This is a genomic window from Variovorax ginsengisoli (genome assembly GCF_030811835.1).
In the GTDB taxonomy this organism is placed as follows: Bacteria; Pseudomonadota; Gammaproteobacteria; order Burkholderiales; family Burkholderiaceae_C; genus Variovorax; species Variovorax ginsengisoli_C.
In genome coordinates, this window is record NZ_JAUSRO010000002.1 from 52,650 (window position 1) to 69,285 (window position 16,636).

Here is a 16,636-nt window from a genome sequence, read left to right on the forward strand (position 1 = left end):
GAGGCGGGCCAAGGCGGGCCGTTACGGCAGCCGGGTCGGTGAGGCCAGCGCGCGGAATTCGCCGGGCGTGTGGCCGGTCCATCCCTTGAATGCACGGGAAAAGCTCTTCTCGTTGCGAAAGCCCGCTGCCAGCGCCACCTGCTTGATCGGCCGGTCGGTGCGGCGCAACTGCTCGACGGCCTGTGCATGTCGCACCTCGTCCTTGAGCGCCTGCAAGGTGATGCCTTCGTCGCGCAACTGGCGGTGCAGCGTGCGGCTGGACATGTGGAGCAAGGCCGCCAGGGCGTCGGCCGTGCTGGTGTCTTCGGCACGTGCGTGCAGCAGTTCGCGCACCCGCTGGCCCAGCAGCCGGTCGCGCCGGTACTGAAGCACCGTGAGTGGCAGCGCGCGCCGAAGCATGACGCGCAGGGCGCCCTCGTCGCGCTGCAGCGGCAGCGCCAGGTAGCGTTCGTCAAAGCTGTAGCTGGCGCGCGCCGCGCCGAATTCGAGCGCACCGTTGAACATCAACGGGTAGGCATCGCGGTGCGGCGGCGCTGCGAACGGAAAGCGCGCGCTGCGCAGAGAAATGCGCGAGTCGATCGCCCATGAGGCGTAGCCGTGCAGGAAGCGCAGGCCCGAAACCAGCGCGAATTCGCGGAACTCCCCCAGGTCGCGGCGTTCGGTGATCGACACCGTGGCGACGCCACCGGCCACCCGCAGGTCGAGCACGATGTCGTCGGTGAGCAGCCGGTGGTGGCGGCACCAGCGCTTGATGGCCACGCCCAGGTCGGGCGATCCGAGCGAGGCGCGGCACAGCAGGCCGTAGGTGCCCCAGGGCAGCTTGCGCGAGAACCAGCCGAGCGCCTCGTCGTCGAGTTCCTGCATCGCATGGGCATTGAGCGCCTCGAACTGCGCGGCCGTCACCCGCCCGGCGGGCTCTTGCAGCGCGTGCGGCGTGATCTGTGCCTGCGCCAGCGCCGTGGCCGGATCGATGCCGTAGCGTTCGTAGCCCAACACGATCGTTCGCACGAAGGCCATCGGCGTGGCGGCGCGCGCAGGACGGAGGAAGGCAGGCGAGGGCATCTGTCCGTGGGAAATGAGTGGCGTGATCTGCAACCATTGTGGCGCCAAATGCGCCCCGTGCAGGCGTAAGCTGGCATTTTGGCCAGCGTGCGCCGTACGCCGGTCATCCCTTGAGACGATGTGAGGAGACACCCATGCACGATCCCGGCCTGAACTTCGACCTGGGCGACACCATCGATGCGCTGCGCGATGCGATCCAGGACTTCTGCGCCCACGAAATCACGCCGCGCGCCGCAGAGATCGACCGCGACAACCTGTTCCCGCATGACCTCTGGGCCAAGCTCGGCGAACTGGGCCTGCATGGCATGACGGTGGACGCGCAGTACGGCGGCACCGAACTCGGCTACCTCGCGCACATCGTCGCGATGGAAGAGGTGTCGCGCGCCTCGGCCTCGGTCGGCCTGTCGTACGGCGCGCATTCCAACCTGTGCGTCAACCAGATCCATCGCAACGGCACCGAGGCGCAGAAGGCGAAGTACCTGCCCCGGCTGGTCAGCGGCGAGCACGTCGGTGCACTGGCCATGAGCGAGCCCAACGCTGGCTCCGACGTCGTGAGCATGAAGCTCAAGGCCGAGAAGAAGGACGGCTATTACGTCCTCAATGGCGGCAAGATGTGGATCACCAACGGCGGCGATGCCGACACGCTGGTCATCTACGGCAAGAGCGAGCCGGAGATGGGTGCGCGCGGCATGACCGCCTTCATCGTCGAGAAGGGCTTCAAGGGCTTCAGCGCCGGCACCAAGCTCGACAAGCTGGGCATGCGCGGCAGCAACACCTACCCGCTGTTCTTCGACAACTGCGAAGTGCCCGAAGAGAACGTGCTCGGCGGCGAGGGCATGGGCGCCAAGGTCCTGATGAGCGGCCTCGATTACGAGCGCGCGGTGCTGTCGGGCGGCCCGCTGGGCATCATGGCCGCATGCATGGACGCCGTGCTGCCCTACATCCACGAGCGCAAACAGTTCGGCCAGAGCATCGGGGAATTCCAGCTGATGCAGGGCAAGCTGGCCGACATGTATTCGACCTGGCAGGCCACGCGCGCTTACGTGTACGCGGTCGGCAAGGCCTGCGACCGCAACGACCATGCACGCACCTTCCGCAAGGACGCCGCGGGCGCCATCCTGTATGCGGCCGAGAAAGCCACCTGGATGGCTGGCGAGGCGATCCAGACGCTGGGCGGCGTGGGCTACACCAAGGACTTCCCGGTCGAGCGGCTCTGGCGCGACGCCAAGCTGTATGAGATCGGTGCCGGCACGAGCGAGATCCGCCGGATGCTGATCGGCCGCGAACTGTTCAACGAAACCGTCTGAGGCCGGGCCATGGCAGCGAACCCCAGCTACGCACAGGGCGCCACCGACATCCCGCTGATCGAGCAGACGCTCGGCGCCTTCTTCGACGACATGGTGGGCAAGCAGCCGGACCACGAGGCACTGGTGAGCCGCCATGAAGGCCAGCGTTTTACCTACCGTGAACTGCAGGCCGCTGCCAACCGGCTCGCCAGCGCGCTGCTGAACACCGGCCTGCAGCCCGGCGACCGTGTCGGCATCTGGTCGCACAACAACGCGCCGTGGATCCTGATGCAGATCGCGACCGCCAAGGTCGGTCTGGTGCTGGTCAACATCAACCCGGCCTACCGCACCTCGGAGGTCGAGTACGCGCTCAACAAGGTCGGCTGCAAGCTGCTCGTGACCATGGCGCAGTTCAAGACGAGCGACTACCTCGTGATGCTGCGCGAGCTGGGCTCGAAGCGGCTACCGCTGCTGCAGCGCACCGTGTGGATCGACAAGGCCGGTGATGCAGACCAGCCCGGCATGCAGCGCTTTTCGGAACTGCTCGCCAGTGGCGACCCGCAGGACGCGCGCGTCGCGGCGGTCGGCGCCACGCTGGAGGCGACGGACCCGATCAACATCCAGTTCACCAGTGGCACCACGGGCTTCCCCAAGGGCGCGACGCTGACGCACCGCAACATTCTGAACAACGGCTTCTTCGTGGGCGAGTGCATGCGCCTCTCGCCGGCCGACCGGCTCTGCATCCCGGTGCCGATGTACCACTGCTTCGGCATGGTGCTGGGCGTGCTGGCCTGCCTCACGCACGGCAGCACCATCGTGTTCCCGAACGACGGTTTCGATGCATTGAGCGTGCTGGAGACGGTGCAGGCGGAGCAGTGCACGGCGCTGCACGGCGTGCCGACCATGTTCATCGCCGAGCTCGACCATCCGCGCTTCGCCGAGTTCGACCTGTCGACACTGCGCACCGGCATCATGGCCGGCACCGCCTGCCCGATCGAGGTGATGAAGCGCGTGGTCGACCGCATGCACCTGGGTGAGATCACCATCGCCTACGGCATGACCGAGACCAGCCCCGTCAGTTGCCAGAGCGCGGCCGACACGCCGCTCGACAAGCGCGTGGCCACGGTCGGCAAGGTGCAGCCGCACCTGGAGGTGAAGATCGTCGACCCCGAGACTGGCGCGACCGTGCCGCGCGGCCAGTCCGGCGAGCTGTGCACCCGTGGCTATTCGGTGATGCACGGCTACTGGGACGACGAGCCCCGCACGCGCGAAGCCATCGATGCCGAGCACTGGATGCACACCGGCGACCTCGCCACCATGGACGACGAGGGCTACGTCAACATCGTCGGCCGCATCAAGGACCTGGTGATCCGCGGCGGCGAGAACATCTACCCGCGCGAGATCGAGGAGTTCCTCTACCGCCACCCGAAGGTGCAGGACGTGCAGGTGGTCGGCCTGCCCGACAGGAAGTATGGCGAGGAGCTGTGCGCCTGGATCATCGTCAAGCCGGGCCAGACGGCGACGGAAGACGAGGTCCGCGATTTCTGCAAGGGCCAGATCGCGCACTACAAGGTGCCCAAGTACATCCAGTTCGTGACCGCCTTCCCCATGACGGTGACCGGCAAGATCCAGAAGTTCAAGATCCGCGACGAGATGGCCGCTCGCCTGGGTCTCCAGGCGGACAAGACCGCATGACGGCTGCGGCGTCAGCGGTTGCCGTTCGGCGGCGCGTCCAGGCCGGCGGCGAGGCGTGCGACCGCGAGGCGCTTGCGCAGTGGCACTTCCTGGAGGTCGAGTTCACCGACCAGGCTGCGCAGCGATTCGTCGTTGATGCGGTGGGCGTGGCGCTCGGCATAGAGCGCGGTGCGCTCGACGTGCAGCGTCTTCAGCCGCAGCTCCAGCTCCACCACATAACGCCGTCGGCGCTGGTGCACCACGTCGGGCGTCTCGGCGAGCGCCTCGGGCGTGCCGGGTTGGGGGGCGTCTTCGAGCAGGTCGATGCGTTTGCGGTATTCCTGCGTCAGCCGACCTGCGGATTCCTGGTATTGCGCCACCCATTGCGGATCGGCCGCTTGGGCGTGCGCCTTGTCGAGCACCATGCTGGCGATCGCGGCCTGGCAGGCGGCCAGCCGCGCGCGGCGTTCCTCTCGCGACGCCGCGGGTTCGCCGCGGGGCGGCAGGCGGCGCAGCACCAGCGGCAGGCCGATGCTGGCGACCACCAGGGTGAAGAGGATCGTGCCCGTCGCGAGGAAGACCAGCAGGTTGCGGCCGGGAAAGGGCGCGCCGTTGTTGAGCAGCATCGGGATCGACAGCGCGCCCGCGAGGGTTACGGCGCCGCGGATGCCTGCGAGCGTACTGGCCAGTGTGAGCAGGTGCGAAGGGCGCTCGGCCATCTTGCCGTCGCTGTGTGCCTTCCAGAGACTGCCCTGCACGCCGAGCGTGAGCCATATCCAGCGCAGCACCAGCAGCGCCGACGAGATGGCCACCGCTTGGCCGGCGAGCATCCACCACAGGTGGCCGGCCTCGTGCAGCGTCTCGCCGATGATGGACGGCAACTGCAGCCCCAGGAGCAGGAAGACGGCGCCATTGAATGCCGACTCCACCATGGCCCAGGTGCCCTCGGTCTGCATGCGTTCGGCCACGAACTCGCTGCGGCTGAGATCGGCAAAGTTGGTCATCACGCCTGCCGCCACAGCGGCGAGGATGCCCGAGACGCCGACACGTTCACCCACGATGTACGCCGCGAAGGGAAGCAGCACGAGCAGCAGCACCATCTGCGTGGCTGCGACGTCGCCGAGACGCCGCGTCACCGTGTCACGCGCGACGGCGAAGCCCCAGCCGATGAGCGCGCCCACGCCGATGCCGCCCAGGGCGATCCACAGGAAATCGCGCGCCACCGCGGTCCACGAGAAAACGCCGGTGAGCGTCGCCGCCACCGCGAACTTCAGTGCGACCAGTCCCGAGGCGTCGTTCAGGAGCGATTCGCCTTCCAGCACGCGCATCGTCTGCGCCGGCATGCCCAGGTTGCGCGTGATGGCCGAGACGGCCACGGCGTCGGTGGGCGAGACGACAGCCGCCAGCGCGAAGGCCACGGCGAGCGGCATCTCGGGAATCATCCAGTGGATCAGGTAGCCCAGCCCGATGACGGTGAAGAGCACCAGGCCGAGCGCCAGCTTCAGGATCGGCCGGTAGAGCGCGAAGAACTCGCGCTTGGGAATGCGCCAGCCGTCGGCGAAGAGCAGCGGCGGGATGAACAGCAGCAGGAACAGTTCCGGGTCGAAGCTGATGTGCAGGCCCTGCTCCGGCCAGGACAACACGGCGCCGAGGGCGATCTGGATCAGTGGGAGCGGGATGGCGCGGACATAGCGGGCGGCAATGCCCGTGAGCGCGCCCAGCATCAGGACCAGGAGCACGGTTTCGACGTTATGCATGAGCGTATTTCGACAACAACGATGACCACAGTAACGGATGCATCATCGGCGAGCGCAGGGGCTGCCGTCCGACGGATGACATCCAAAGGATGAGCATGAGCAAACTCGAGACGAAACTCAACGCCCGCTCTGCGGATTTCCAGGCCAACGCCGCCGCGATGCGCGCACTGGTCGACGACCTGCACGCGCAGTTCGCCAAGGTCGAGGCCGGCGGTGGCGAGGCGGCGCGTGCCAAGCACGTCGCGCGCGGCAAGCTGCTGCCGCGCGACCGCGTGGCCGAGCTGCTCGACCCGGGCACACCCTTCCTGGAGATCGCGCCGCTCGCGGCCTACGGCATGTACCTCGACGGCAAGGGCGCCGAGTCGGCACCCGGCGCTGGGCTGATCGTCGGCATCGGCCGCGTGAGCGGGGTCGATTGCATGATCGTCTGCAACGATGCGACGGTGAAGGGCGGCACCTACTACCCGCTGACGGTGAAGAAGCACCTGCGCGCGCAGGAGATCGCCGAGCAGAACCGCCTGCCGTGCATCTACCTGGTCGACTCCGGTGGCGCCAACCTGCCCAACCAGGACGAGGTCTTCCCCGATCGCGACCACTTCGGTCGCATCTTCTACAACCAGGCCAACATGAGCGCGCAGGGTATCGCGCAGATCGCGGTGGTCATGGGCTCGTGCACGGCCGGTGGCGCCTACGTGCCGGCGATGAGCGACGAGTCGATCATCGTGAAGAACCAGGGCACCATCTTCCTGGGCGGCCCGCCGCTGGTGAAGGCCGCGACCGGTGAAGTCGTCACGGCCGAGGACCTGGGCGGCGGCGACGTGCACACGCGCCTGTCGGGCGTGGCCGACCACCTGGCGCAGAACGACCTGCATGCGCTGTCGCTGGCGCGCTCGGCCATCGCGAACATCAATCGCAAGGACGCGACCGAGGCGCCCCATACGGATGCGCGCGCGCCGGCGTTCCCGCGCGAAGAGCTGTACGGCGTGATCCCGACCGACACGCGCAAGCCCTTCGACGTGCGCGAGATCATCGCCCGCATCGTCGACGGCAGCGAGTTCCACGAGTTCAAGGCGCGCTTCGGCGCCACGCTGGTCTGCGGCTTCGCGCAGATCGAGGGCATGCCGGTGGGCATCGTCGCCAACAACGGCATCCTGTTCAGCGAATCGGCGCAGAAGGGCGCGCACTTCATCGAGCTGTGCTGCCAGCGCAAGATTCCGCTGGTGTTCCTGCAGAACATCACCGGCTTCATGGTCGGGCGCAAGTACGAGAACGAAGGCATCGCACGCCATGGCGCCAAGATGGTGACCGCGGTGGCCACGGCCAACGTGCCGAAGTTCACCATCATCATCGGCGGCAGCTTCGGCGCCGGCAACTACGGCATGTGCGGCCGCGCCTACAGCCCGCGCTTTCTCTGGATGTGGCCCAACGCGCGCATCAGCGTGATGGGTGGCGAGCAGGCCGCGAGCGTGCTGGCCACAGTCAAGCGCGATGGCATCGAAGGCAAGGGCGGCAGCTGGAGCAAGGAAGAGGAAGAGGCCTTCAAGGCGCCCATTCGCCAGCAGTACGAAGACCAGGGCCATCCGTACTACGCGACCGCGCGGCTGTGGGACGACGGGATCATCGATCCGGCGGACACGCGGCGTGTGCTGGCGCTGGGGTTGGCGGCTGCACGCAATGCGCCCATCCCGGAACCGAAGTTCGGCATCTTCCGGATGTAGGGCTGTGTTGTTGTTCGCGTCACCGCTTCGCTCGACACGTTTGTTTGTCGGTTCGGGGCGGGATCACGCCGACGGCGTACTCTGCTCCGCGAATGTCCCCCGGCCTGCGGCCTCCTCCTTTATTTCGCTGCGCAGAGCACACCATCGACGCGATTCGGACACGCAGCGGTTGATCGACGGCGGATGGAACACCCCAACGCTTCCACGTGCGCAGGGTGCCGGGTGCTCCCCGCAGCGAAGTAAAGGAGGAGCCGAAGGCGGGGGACATGAGCGGAGGGGAGTGCCCGGTGGCCTGCTCACGCACCCCTAACAGCAGGGCCTAGAGAAAGAAACAACATGACCGACTTCACCAAACTCAAGCTCACCACCGAAGGCCCCGTCGCCCGCATCTGGCTCGACCAGCCCGACACGCGCAACGCCTTTGACGACACGGTCATCGCCGAGATGACTCAGGCCTTTCTCCAAGCCGGTGCCGCCACACAGGTCAAGGCCATCGTGCTCGGCGCCAACGGTCCCGCCTTCTGCGCCGGTGCCAACCTCAACTGGATGCGCCGCATGGCCGACTACACACGCGACGAGAACGTCGCCGACGCGAGCACGTTGGCGGACATGCTGCGCACGATCGCCGAATGTCCCAAGCCGACCATCGCGCGGGTGCAGGGCGACGTATACGCCGGCGGCATGGGTCTGGTCGCGGCCTGCGACATGGCGGTGAGCGTCGACACGGCCTGGTACTGCTTGAGCGAGGTGAAGATCGGTCTGATCCCCGCGACCATCAGCCCGTACGTGATCCGTGCGATGGGCGCGCGCGCGTCGCAGCGCTACTTCCTGACGGCCGAGCGCTTCACCGCCGCCGAGGCGCACCGCATCGGATTCGTGCATGAGGTGGTCGCGGCCGATGCGCTCGATGCCAAGGTCGACGAACTGCTGAAGGCGCTCACCGGTGCTAGCCCGGCAGCGGTGCGCTCGTGCAAGCAACTGATCGCCGACGTCACCAGCCGCGAGATCGACGATGCGCTGATTGCGAAGACCGTCGAAGGCATCGCCGACATCCGTGCCAGCGACGAAGGCCGCGAAGGCGTGCAGGCCTTCCTGCAGAAACGCAAGCCGTCATGGCTGAACTGAGCTGACCATGCCCGAACTCGACATGCCCCAACTGCTCGCGCTGGCTGCGGCACTCGGCTGGGCCAGCGGCATTCGCCTCTACCTCGTCGTGCTGCTGACCGGCCTCGCGGGCTACTTTGGCTGGGTGCCGCTGCCCAGCGGCCTGCATCTGCTGGCGAACCCGGTGGTGCTGGCGGTCAGTGGCTTCATGGTGTTCATCGAGTTCTTCGCCGACAAGATCCCAGGGCTGGATTCGCTCTGGGACATGGTGCACACCGTCATTCGCATTCCGGCTGGCGCCGCACTCGCGGCCGGCGTGTTCGGCGGCGACCATGCGGTGATGGCGCTGGTCGCGGCGCTGCTGGGTGGCGGTTTCGCAGCCACGGCCCATGCGGCCAAGGCGACGACGCGTGCGGCCATCAACACCTCGCCCGAACCGTTCAGCAACGTCGGTGCGTCGCTGGTCGAAGACAGCATGGTGCCGGCGGGGCTGTGGCTCGCGGTCGCGCATCCGCTGGTGTTCGTCGTGCTGTTCATCGCAGTGCTGATCCTCAGCATCTGGCTCATCCGCAAGAGCTGGCGCTTCCTGCGCGGGCTCATCAACCGCGTCACGCGCATCTTCAGTGGCAAGCCCGACCCGGGCGTCACGTCTGCCTTCCAGTTCAAGCGAAAAGAAATACCCGGAGACCCACCGAATGTTTAAGAAGATCCTGATCGCCAACCGCGGCGAAATCGCCTGCCGTGTCGCCGCGACCGCACGCCGCATGGCCATTCGCACCGTCGCGGTGTACTCGGATGCCGACGCCAACGCGAACCACGTGCGTGCCTGCGACGAGTCGGTGTACCTGGGCGGCAGCGCGCCCAAGGACAGTTACCTGCGCTGGGAAAAGATCCTCGAGGCCGCCAAGGCCACGGGCGCCGAGGCGGTGCACCCCGGCTACGGCTTCCTGAGCGAGAACGAGGAGTTCGCACAGGCTTGTGCCGACGCCGGCCTGGTCTTCATCGGCCCGCCGCCCTCGGCGATCAAGGCCATGGGCCTGAAGGCCGAATCGAAGCAACTGATGGAAAAGGCCGGCGTGCCGCTGGTACCCGGCTACCACGGCCATGACCAAGACCCGGCGCTGCTGCAGCGCGAGGCCGATCGCATTGGCTACCCGGCGCTCATCAAGGCCAGCGCCGGTGGTGGCGGCAAGGGCATGCGCGTGGTCGAGAAGTCGGCCGACTTCGCTGCGGCACTCGCCTCGTGCCAGCGCGAGGCGATCAACAGCTTCGGCGACGACGCGGTGCTGATCGAGAAATACGTCCAGCGCCCGCGCCACATCGAGATCCAGGTGTTCGGCGACACGCACGGCGACTGCGTCTACCTGTTCGAGCGCGACTGCTCGGTGCAGCGGCGCCACCAGAAGGTGCTGGAGGAAGCGCCGGCGCCGGGCATGACCGAGGCGATGCGCGCGGAGATGGGGGCGGCTGCGGTCGCCGCAGCCAAGGCGGTGAACTACGTCGGCGCCGGCACGGTGGAATTCATCGTCGAACAGCGCGACGGGGGTGCCATGAATTTCTTCTTCATGGAGATGAACACGCGCCTGCAGGTGGAGCACCCGGTGACGGAAGCCATCACTGGACTCGACCTGGTCGAGTGGCAACTGCGCGTGGCCTCGGGCGAGCCGCTGCCGCTGAAACAGGGCGAACTGAAGATCCATGGCCACGCCATCGAGGCACGCATCTGCGCCGAGAACCCCGACAACAACTTCCTGCCGGCCACCGGCACGCTGCAGGTCTACCGAAAGCCGCAGGCCACCGCATTCGAAAGAAGCGCCGTGCGCATCGACGACGGCGTGCGCGAGGGCGGCGAGATTTCGCCCTTCTACGATTCGATGATCGCCAAGCTGATCGTCCACGGCGCCACGCGCGACGAGGCCCTGGCGCGGCTCGATGCGGCCCTGGCGCAGACGCACATCGTCGGCGTGCAGACGAACGTGCAGTTCCTGCGCGGCGTGCTCGCCACCGAATCGTTTGCCAAGGCCAACCTCGACACCGCGCTGATCGAGCGCGAACGCGCGGTGCTGTTCGACCGCGAGCCGCTCGGCCTGCCGCTGGCGGCGGCCGCATCGATCGCGCGCACGCTGCTCGACGAGCGCGCGACGAACACACAAGGCCCCTTCAGCCAGCGCGACGGTTGGCGTTCGCTCGGCACCACCGCGCGCATCTTCGCCTTCGAGTTCCGCGGCGAGACGCAGACCGCCACGCTGCGCTACCTGCACGACGGTGCGCTGACGCTCGACGTCGGCGGCGTGAGTGGTCCGCTTGTCATGGGGCGCCTGCCGGGCGGACAGATCGAGCTGGCCTTCAACGGCGGGCGCCACAGGATCGACGTGTACGAGCGCCAGGGCGCTGCGCACGTGTTCGCCGACCAGGGGGCCACGCGCATCGCTGCCATCGACCGCCTCGCGCATGCGGGCGACAGCCAGGCCGAAGGCGGGCGCCTCACGGCACCGATGCCGGGGAAGGTCGTGTCCTTCGCCGTCAAGGCGGGCGACAAGGTCGCCAAGGGCCAGCCACTGGCCGTGATGGAGGCCATGAAGATGGAGCACACCATTGCCGCACCGGCCGACGGCACGGTGGACGAACTGATGTTCGCGCCCGGCGAGCAGGTGACCGAGGGGGCTGAACTGTTGAGAATGGTGGCCACCGCGGCGTGACAGCGTTCTTTGCCAGGGACCCGATGACCTACGCCAACCCGTTAGTGCGAGCTGTTGTCTTCGTCGCTGTTGCCCGAGACGCCGCAGCAGCCGGGCAGCGCGCAGCTGGAGATGCGCGTTCTTCCTGCCGATGTCGACAAGCTGCCCGGCGGACTGTCGGGCGTGGCGACCGTGGTGTCGCACACGACGACCAGCGAGGACAAGACCGCCGAAGTGATCGACGTCGAGGCACGCATTCGCAATCGCACCGAGTTCCGCGACAGCCTGCGCGTGATGTTGGGCGATACGGTCACCAAGCCCACGATGGCCGATCTGATGGCCATCCAGCGCACGCTGTCGGACACGCAGGCCGAACTCGACGCCATCGCCACGCCGTGCCGCGCGCAGGGCGACCCGACTAAGATTTGCGGTATGCAAATCACCGTCTGCCTCACCAACAATCGCCCTGAACCCTGGATCGACGGCCTGCGCGCGGCCCTGCCTGGCGCGCAGATCGCCGCCTGGACGGCCGATGCCCCCGCCGCGGACCATGCGGTGGTCTGGGAGCCGCCACAGGCCTTTCTCGACCAGCAGCCTCGCCTGCGCGGCATCTTTAACATCGGGGCGGGCGTCGATGCGCTGATGAAGCTCAAGCTGCCGCCCCACGCGCACATCGTGCGTCTCGACGATGCCGGCATGTCGGTGCAGATGGCCGAGTACGTGTGCCATGCGCTCATCCGCCATTTTCGCGAGTTCGACAGCTACGACGAGGGCGCGCGTGCGCACCGGTGGGCCTACCGCAAACCGCGTTCGCGCGCCGACTTTCCGGTGGGCGTGATGGGCCTGGGGGTGCTCGGCGAGCGCGTGGCCCGGGCGGTCGCCCACTTCGACTTTCCCGTCAATGGCTGGAGCCGCTCACCCAAGTCGATCGAGGGCGTGCGGGGCTTCGTGGGCGCGGAACAGTTCGATGCTTTCCTTGCCGCCAGCCGGGTGCTGGTCTGCCTGCTGCCGCTCACCCCGCAGACGCGCGGCGTCATGCGGCGCGAGACGCTGTGCCAGCTCAACGGCGGCCAGCCGGGCGGTTACGTCATCAACGTGGCGCGGGGTGCCCATCTGGTCGAAGCGGACCTGATCGCACTGCTCGACGAAGGCCAACTGGCCGGCGCGGCACTCGATGTGTTCGACAACGAGCCGTTGGCTCCCACGCATGCGTTCTGGTCGCATCCCAAGATCAGCGTGACGCCGCACGTGTCCGCGCGCACGCTGCGCGACGAATCGATCGCGCAGATTGCGGCGAAGATCCGTGCGATCGAGGCCGGCACGGGGTTCGACCGCCTGCCGGGTGTGGTCGACGCGCAGCGCGGGTACTAGGCGGGTGCAGCGCAGGCGGGGGAGGCCCGCGGCCGACTGACTCCATTTGCAACCCCGCTGGCATGGATTGCGACTTCTCGGCTGTCCACGCACGGTGCAGGCCCATGCGGGCTGGAAGACAATGGGCAGGCTCCTTCCTCCCCTGAGAATCCAGAGGCAACGCCATGCAACTTCCCTCCCGCGTCAAGCTCGTCGACGTCGGCCCGCGCGACGGTCTCCAGAATGAAAAGCAGCCGGTCCCCGCCGAGACCAAGATCGGCCTGGTGCATCGGCTGCAGGATGCCGGCCTGAGGGAGATCGAGGTCACCAGCTTCGTGAGCCCGAAGTGGGTGCCCCAGATGGCCGACAACGCGCATGTGATGCACGGCATCGTGCGCAAGCCGGGCGTGCGCTATTCGGTGCTCACCCCCAACATGAAAGGCCTGGAGGCGGCGCTGGCTGCGCCGCGCGAGGAGTGGCCCAATGAAATCGTCGTGTTCGGTGCAGCCAGCGAGGCCTTCAGCCAGCGCAACATCAACTGCTCGATCGCCGAGAGCATCGAGCGCTTTGCGCCGGTGGTGGCGACGGCGCGCGAGAACGGCATTGACGTGCGCGGTGCGATGTCGTGCACGGTGGGCTGTCCGTACGAAGGCGAGGTTGCGCCGGCCAAGGTAGGTTACCTCGCGCAACTCATGAAGGGCATCGGCGTGCAGCGCATCGATGTGGCGGACACCATCGGCGTGGGCACGCCGCGCAAGGTGCAGGCCGCGATGGAGGCCACGCTGGCACACTTCAGCGTCGACGATATCTCGGGCCATTTCCACGACACCTACGGCCAGGCGCTGGTCAACACCCTGGCTGCCCTCGAGCTCGGTGTGTGGAACTTCCAGTCATCGTCCGCCGGCCTCGGCGGCTGCCCGTACGCCAAGGGTGCGACCGGCAATGTCGCGACCGAGGACGTCGTCTACCTGCTGCACGGCATGGGCATCGAGACGGGCATCGACCTCGACCGGCTGATCGACGCTGGCGTCTACATCAGCGAGGCGCTCGGGCGCAAGACGGGGTCGCGCGTGGCGACCGCGCTGCTCAACAAACGCCAGCCCGCCTGAGCGGCCTGAGCCGCTCAGGCCGAGTGACCCGCTCTCAGGCCGCGGCGGTAGGCAGACGCTTCTTGAACAGGCCGAGCGCCACGCTGGTGACCACCGAGCCGGCCACGATGGCGGCGGCGTACAGCACCACATGGTTCACGGCGTTCGGGATGGCCAGCACGAACACGCCGCCGTGCGGCGCCTGCAGGCCGATGTTCCAGGCCATCGACAGGCCGCCGGCGACGGCCGAGCCGATCACGCAGGCAGGAATCACGCGCAGCGGATCGCGCGCCACGAACGGAATCGCACCTTCGGTGATGAATGCCAGGCCCAGCACGGCCGCGGCCTTGGATGCCTCGCGTTCCTCTGCGGTGAAGCGGCTCTTGAACAGCCAGCAGGCCAGGGCGATGCCCAGCGGTGGCGTCATGCCTGCGGCCATCGCGGCGGCCATCGGGGTGGCCACGCCGCTGGCGATCAGGGTGGTGGAGAACACGTAGGCGGCCTTGTTCACCGGGCCACCCATGTCCACGGCCATCATGCCGCCCAGTACCACGCCCAGCAACACGGCGCTGCCGGTCTGCAGGCCCTTGAGCCATTCGGTCAGTGCGGTCATCACCACGGCCATCGGGGTGCCGATGACCATCATCATGAGCACGCCGACGATGGCGGCGCCCAGCAGCGGCAGCAGCAGCACGGGCTTCAGGCCCTCCAGGCCGCGGGGCAGCTTGATCCAGCGGTTGAGCAGCTTCACGCTGTAGCCGGCGATGAAGCCCGCGGCGATGGCACCCAGGAACCCGGCGCCCACGGTGCCGGCCAGCATGCCGCCGATCATGCCCGGCGCGATGCCGGGCCGGTCGGCGATGGAGTAGGCAATGTAGCCGCCCAGCGCCGGCAGCATGAGCGCGAAGCCCGCCTTGGCACCGACCTGGAACAGCACCCAGCCCAGCGTGCCCTTGTGGGCGTCGTCGTACACGTAGATGCCGCCCAGCGCAAAGGCCAGCGCAATGAGCAGCCCGCCCGCCACCACGAACGGCAGCATGAAGGACACGCCCGTCATCAGGTGCTTGTAGATGCTGACCGATTCGCGTTGCGCGGGCGCCGATGCGGCTGCAGCGGCCCCGGTGCCTGCGGCACCCGCAGCGCCCGGCGTGTCGGCACTGCCCGTGGCTGCGCCCCACACGGCAGCCTGCGCCTGGGCCTGCGCGAACACGGCCGCCGCATCGTGGATGGCGGCCTTGGTGCCGGTGGCGTACAGCCGCTTGCCGGCGAAGCGGTCGCGGTTGACCTGCGTGTCGGCGGCGATCACGACGAGGTCGGCACCGGCGATGTCCTGGGGCTGCAGCGTGTTCTGCGCGCCGACCGAACCCTGTGTTTCGACCTTGATCCGGTAGCCCAGCGCCTTGGCGCCTTGCTCCAGGGCCTCGGCCGCCATGAAGGTGTGGGCCACGCCGGTCGGGCAGGAGGTGATGGCGACGATGTTGAGCGCGGCGGCCGGTGCGGCAGCGGTTGCCGCAGCCGCACCGGCCGCGGTCATTGGCGCCGCGGCAGGGAGGTTGTTCACGGCCACGCCGGCGTGGGCGAGCGCCTCGCGCAGCACCCGCGGGGCGTCGGCCAGCACGGCCGCCGGCGATGCCTCGTGCAGAGGTGCTTTGACCGTGCCCAGCAGTTCCTGGCGGTCGATGGGCATGTCGGCCACCACGATGATGGCGCTGGCGCGCGCGAGTTCGGTGTCGCTGAAGCCGCCCTGCGTGCCCAGGCTGCTGTGCACGCTGAGCGCGATGCGGTGGCCGAGGGTCGCGGCGGCAGCGCGCAGCGCCTCGGCCACCATGAAGCTGTGTGCCGGGCCAGCCTGGCTCGCGGCGATGGCGATGAGTTGGGCCATGAATGTCTCTCCTGAATCGGGGGTTACAACGGCACGGCGACGATGGCTGCCGCGAGGGCGTCCACCTCGCTGCGCGGTGGCAGGCCGGGGGCGATGCGCTGGATGCGCGCCGCCGCGCAGGCCATGCCGAAAGTGGCGGCGCCGGGCATGGCCAGGCCTTGGGCCAGGGCGGCCAGCGTGCCCGCCACCAGCGCATCGCCCGCGCCCACGGTCGTGGCCACGGGCACGGTGGGCGCAGCGGCTTGCCAGCAGTCGTCGCCTGTGGCGATCACGGCGCCTTCGCCGCCCAGTGACACGGCCAGCTGGCGCACGCCGTGGTCGCGGCACAGGGCCTGGGCCGCAGCGGCCACGTCGGCCAGCGCCGGCAGCGCGCGGCCTGCCAGCTCTTCCAGTTCGGCCCGGTTCGGCTTGACGAAGGCCACGGGCACCACCGTGCCGCGGGCCGGGTCGGCCAGGTGGCGCAACAGCTGCAGCAGCACGGCACCGCCGGTGTCGATGGCGATGTGCGCGCCGCATGCGGCCAGGGCGCGCGCGATGCGCTCCCACACTGCCGCATCGGCGCCGGGCGGCAGGCTGCCCGCCAGCTCGCACCAGTCGCCGGGCCGCACGCGCAGCGCCAGGGTGGCCAGCAGATCGGCCTCGGCTCGGCGCAGCGCTTCGGGCGTCAGCGTCAGGCCGGGCAGGTTGATGTCGGTCGTGTCGCCGCGCGTGGCGTCGGCGATCTTGATGTTGGTGCGCGTGGCGCCCGGCAGGCGCAGCATGCCGTCGTCGATGCCGCGTGTGGCGAAGGCCTCGCGGAACACGGCGTCGTTGTCGGCGCCCAGCCAGCCGCACGCGGTGACCGGCTGGCCCAGCGCGGCCAGCACGGCGGCCACGCCCACGCCCTTGCCGCCGGCTTCCACCTGCTGGCCCTGGGCGCGATGCACGTCGCCGGGGATGAGTGCGGCCACGCGCACCGTGTGGTCGATGGCCGGGTTGAGGGTGATGGTGAAGATGCGTGCGGCATCCGCGCCCGGCACGAGGGCGGGGCGGGTCAT

General features: G+C 68.4%; 12 protein-coding genes and 1 pseudogene. 9 read left to right on the plus strand and 4 right to left on the minus strand.

The genetic code is table 11. From position 1 onward, the window contains the following. Nucleotides 1-21: 21 nt before the first annotated feature. Complete coding sequence (locus J2W36_RS02415; protein ID WP_307688078.1) at nt 22-1,062, minus strand: AraC family transcriptional regulator; 1,041 nt, start codon at nt 1,060-1,062, stop codon at nt 22-24. 134 nt (nt 1,063-1,196) lie between these two features. Here J2W36_RS02415 and J2W36_RS02420 point away from each other — a divergent pair, with 134 nt between their 5' ends. Together J2W36_RS02420 and J2W36_RS02425 are read left to right on the plus strand one after the other, a co-directional pair. After that, the gene (locus tag J2W36_RS02420; protein WP_307688080.1) at nt 1,197-2,369 is read left to right on the plus strand and encodes an isovaleryl-CoA dehydrogenase; all 1,173 of its coding nucleotides are present in this window, start codon (nt 1,197-1,199) and stop codon (nt 2,367-2,369) included. 9 nt (nt 2,370-2,378) lie between these two features. After that, nucleotides 2,379-4,043 carry an AMP-binding protein gene (locus J2W36_RS02425; protein ID WP_307688081.1) on the plus strand — a complete coding sequence of 555 codons (1,665 nt, stop codon included), beginning with the start codon at nt 2,379-2,381 and terminating at the stop codon, nt 4,041-4,043. An 11-nt stretch (nt 4,044-4,054) separates the two neighbouring features. Here J2W36_RS02425 and J2W36_RS02430 read toward each other — a convergent pair whose 3' ends face one another. Beyond that, on the minus strand, nt 4,055-5,779 hold the full coding sequence (locus tag J2W36_RS02430) for a Na+/H+ antiporter (RefSeq protein WP_307688082.1): 1,725 nt from the start codon (nt 5,777-5,779) through the stop codon (nt 4,055-4,057). Nucleotides 5,780-5,874: 95 nt separating this feature from the next. On the opposite strand from J2W36_RS02430, the gene J2W36_RS02435 reads away from it, so the two are divergent. The 7 genes and pseudogenes from J2W36_RS02435 to J2W36_RS02465 all read left to right on the plus strand — a co-directional run bounded on the left by J2W36_RS02435 (nt 5,875) and on the right by J2W36_RS02465 (nt 13,738). Further along, nucleotides 5,875-7,497 (plus strand): carboxyl transferase domain-containing protein, encoded by a 1,623-nt coding sequence (locus tag J2W36_RS02435; protein ID WP_307688083.1) that lies wholly within the window; start codon nt 5,875-5,877, stop codon nt 7,495-7,497. A 336-nt stretch (nt 7,498-7,833) separates the two neighbouring features. Then, complete coding sequence (locus J2W36_RS02440; RefSeq protein ID WP_307688084.1) at nt 7,834-8,622, plus strand: enoyl-CoA hydratase/isomerase family protein; 789 nt, start codon at nt 7,834-7,836, stop codon at nt 8,620-8,622. A 7-nt stretch (nt 8,623-8,629) separates the two neighbouring features. After that, the gene (locus J2W36_RS02445) at nt 8,630-9,304 is read left to right on the plus strand and encodes a DUF4126 domain-containing protein (RefSeq protein ID WP_307688085.1); all 675 of its coding nucleotides are present in this window, start codon (nt 8,630-8,632) and stop codon (nt 9,302-9,304) included. Continuing rightward, nucleotides 9,297-11,300: an acetyl/propionyl/methylcrotonyl-CoA carboxylase subunit alpha gene (locus tag J2W36_RS02450; protein ID WP_307688086.1), complete on the plus strand. Its 2,004-nt coding sequence runs from the start codon at nt 9,297-9,299 to the stop codon at nt 11,298-11,300. Before J2W36_RS02445 ends, J2W36_RS02450 begins: the two co-directional genes overlap by 8 nt. A 69-nt stretch (nt 11,301-11,369) precedes the next feature. Further along, nucleotides 11,370-11,660, plus strand: a pseudogene (locus J2W36_RS02455) (DUF4349 domain-containing protein); the annotation flags it as partial. Between the two features lie 51 nt (nt 11,661-11,711). Next, nucleotides 11,712-12,650 carry a 2-hydroxyacid dehydrogenase gene (locus tag J2W36_RS02460; protein WP_307688423.1) on the plus strand — a complete coding sequence of 313 codons (939 nt, stop codon included), beginning with the start codon at nt 11,712-11,714 and terminating at the stop codon, nt 12,648-12,650. A gap of 164 nt (nt 12,651-12,814) precedes the next feature. Then, nucleotides 12,815-13,738 (plus strand): hydroxymethylglutaryl-CoA lyase, encoded by a 924-nt coding sequence (locus tag J2W36_RS02465; RefSeq protein ID WP_307688087.1) that lies wholly within the window; start codon nt 12,815-12,817, stop codon nt 13,736-13,738. A 34-nt stretch (nt 13,739-13,772) separates the two neighbouring features. Here J2W36_RS02465 and J2W36_RS02470 read toward each other — a convergent pair whose 3' ends face one another. After that, nucleotides 13,773-15,599, minus strand: a complete 1,827-nt coding sequence (locus J2W36_RS02470) for a fructose-specific PTS transporter subunit EIIC (RefSeq protein ID WP_307688088.1) — start codon at nt 15,597-15,599, stop codon at nt 13,773-13,775. 23 nt (nt 15,600-15,622) lie between these two features. After that, the gene (locus J2W36_RS02475; protein ID WP_307688089.1) at nt 15,623-16,636 is read right to left on the minus strand and encodes a 1-phosphofructokinase family hexose kinase; all 1,014 of its coding nucleotides are present in this window, start codon (nt 16,634-16,636) and stop codon (nt 15,623-15,625) included.

Bases quoted from the DNA above. Each gene is read 5' to 3' on its own strand.
- J2W36_RS02460 (WP_307688423.1), top strand. From the start codon at position 11,712: ATGCAAATCACCGTCTGCCTCACCAACAATCGCCCTGAACCCTGGATC.
- J2W36_RS02425 (WP_307688081.1), top strand. From the start codon at position 2,379: ATGGCAGCGAACCCCAGCTACGCACAGGGCGCCACCGACATCCCGCTG.
- J2W36_RS02420 (WP_307688080.1), top strand. From the start codon at position 1,197: ATGCACGATCCCGGCCTGAACTTCGACCTGGGCGACACCATCGATGCG.
- J2W36_RS02450 (WP_307688086.1), top strand. From the start codon at position 9,297: ATGTTTAAGAAGATCCTGATCGCCAACCGCGGCGAAATCGCCTGCCGT.
- J2W36_RS02430 (WP_307688082.1), bottom strand. From the start codon at position 5,779: ATGCATAACGTCGAAACCGTGCTCCTGGTCCTGATGCTGGGCGCGCTC.
- J2W36_RS02440 (WP_307688084.1), top strand. From the start codon at position 7,834: ATGACCGACTTCACCAAACTCAAGCTCACCACCGAAGGCCCCGTCGCC.
- J2W36_RS02445 (WP_307688085.1), top strand. From the start codon at position 8,630: ATGCCCGAACTCGACATGCCCCAACTGCTCGCGCTGGCTGCGGCACTC.
- J2W36_RS02470 (WP_307688088.1), bottom strand. From the start codon at position 15,599: ATGGCCCAACTCATCGCCATCGCCGCGAGCCAGGCTGGCCCGGCACAC.
- J2W36_RS02475 (WP_307688089.1), bottom strand. From the start codon at position 16,636: ATGACCCGCCCCGCCCTCGTGCCGGGCGCGGATGCCGCACGCATCTTC.
- J2W36_RS02415 (WP_307688078.1), bottom strand. From the start codon at position 1,062: ATGCCCTCGCCTGCCTTCCTCCGTCCTGCGCGCGCCGCCACGCCGATG.
- J2W36_RS02465 (WP_307688087.1), top strand. From the start codon at position 12,815: ATGCAACTTCCCTCCCGCGTCAAGCTCGTCGACGTCGGCCCGCGCGAC.
- J2W36_RS02435 (WP_307688083.1), top strand. From the start codon at position 5,875: ATGAGCAAACTCGAGACGAAACTCAACGCCCGCTCTGCGGATTTCCAG.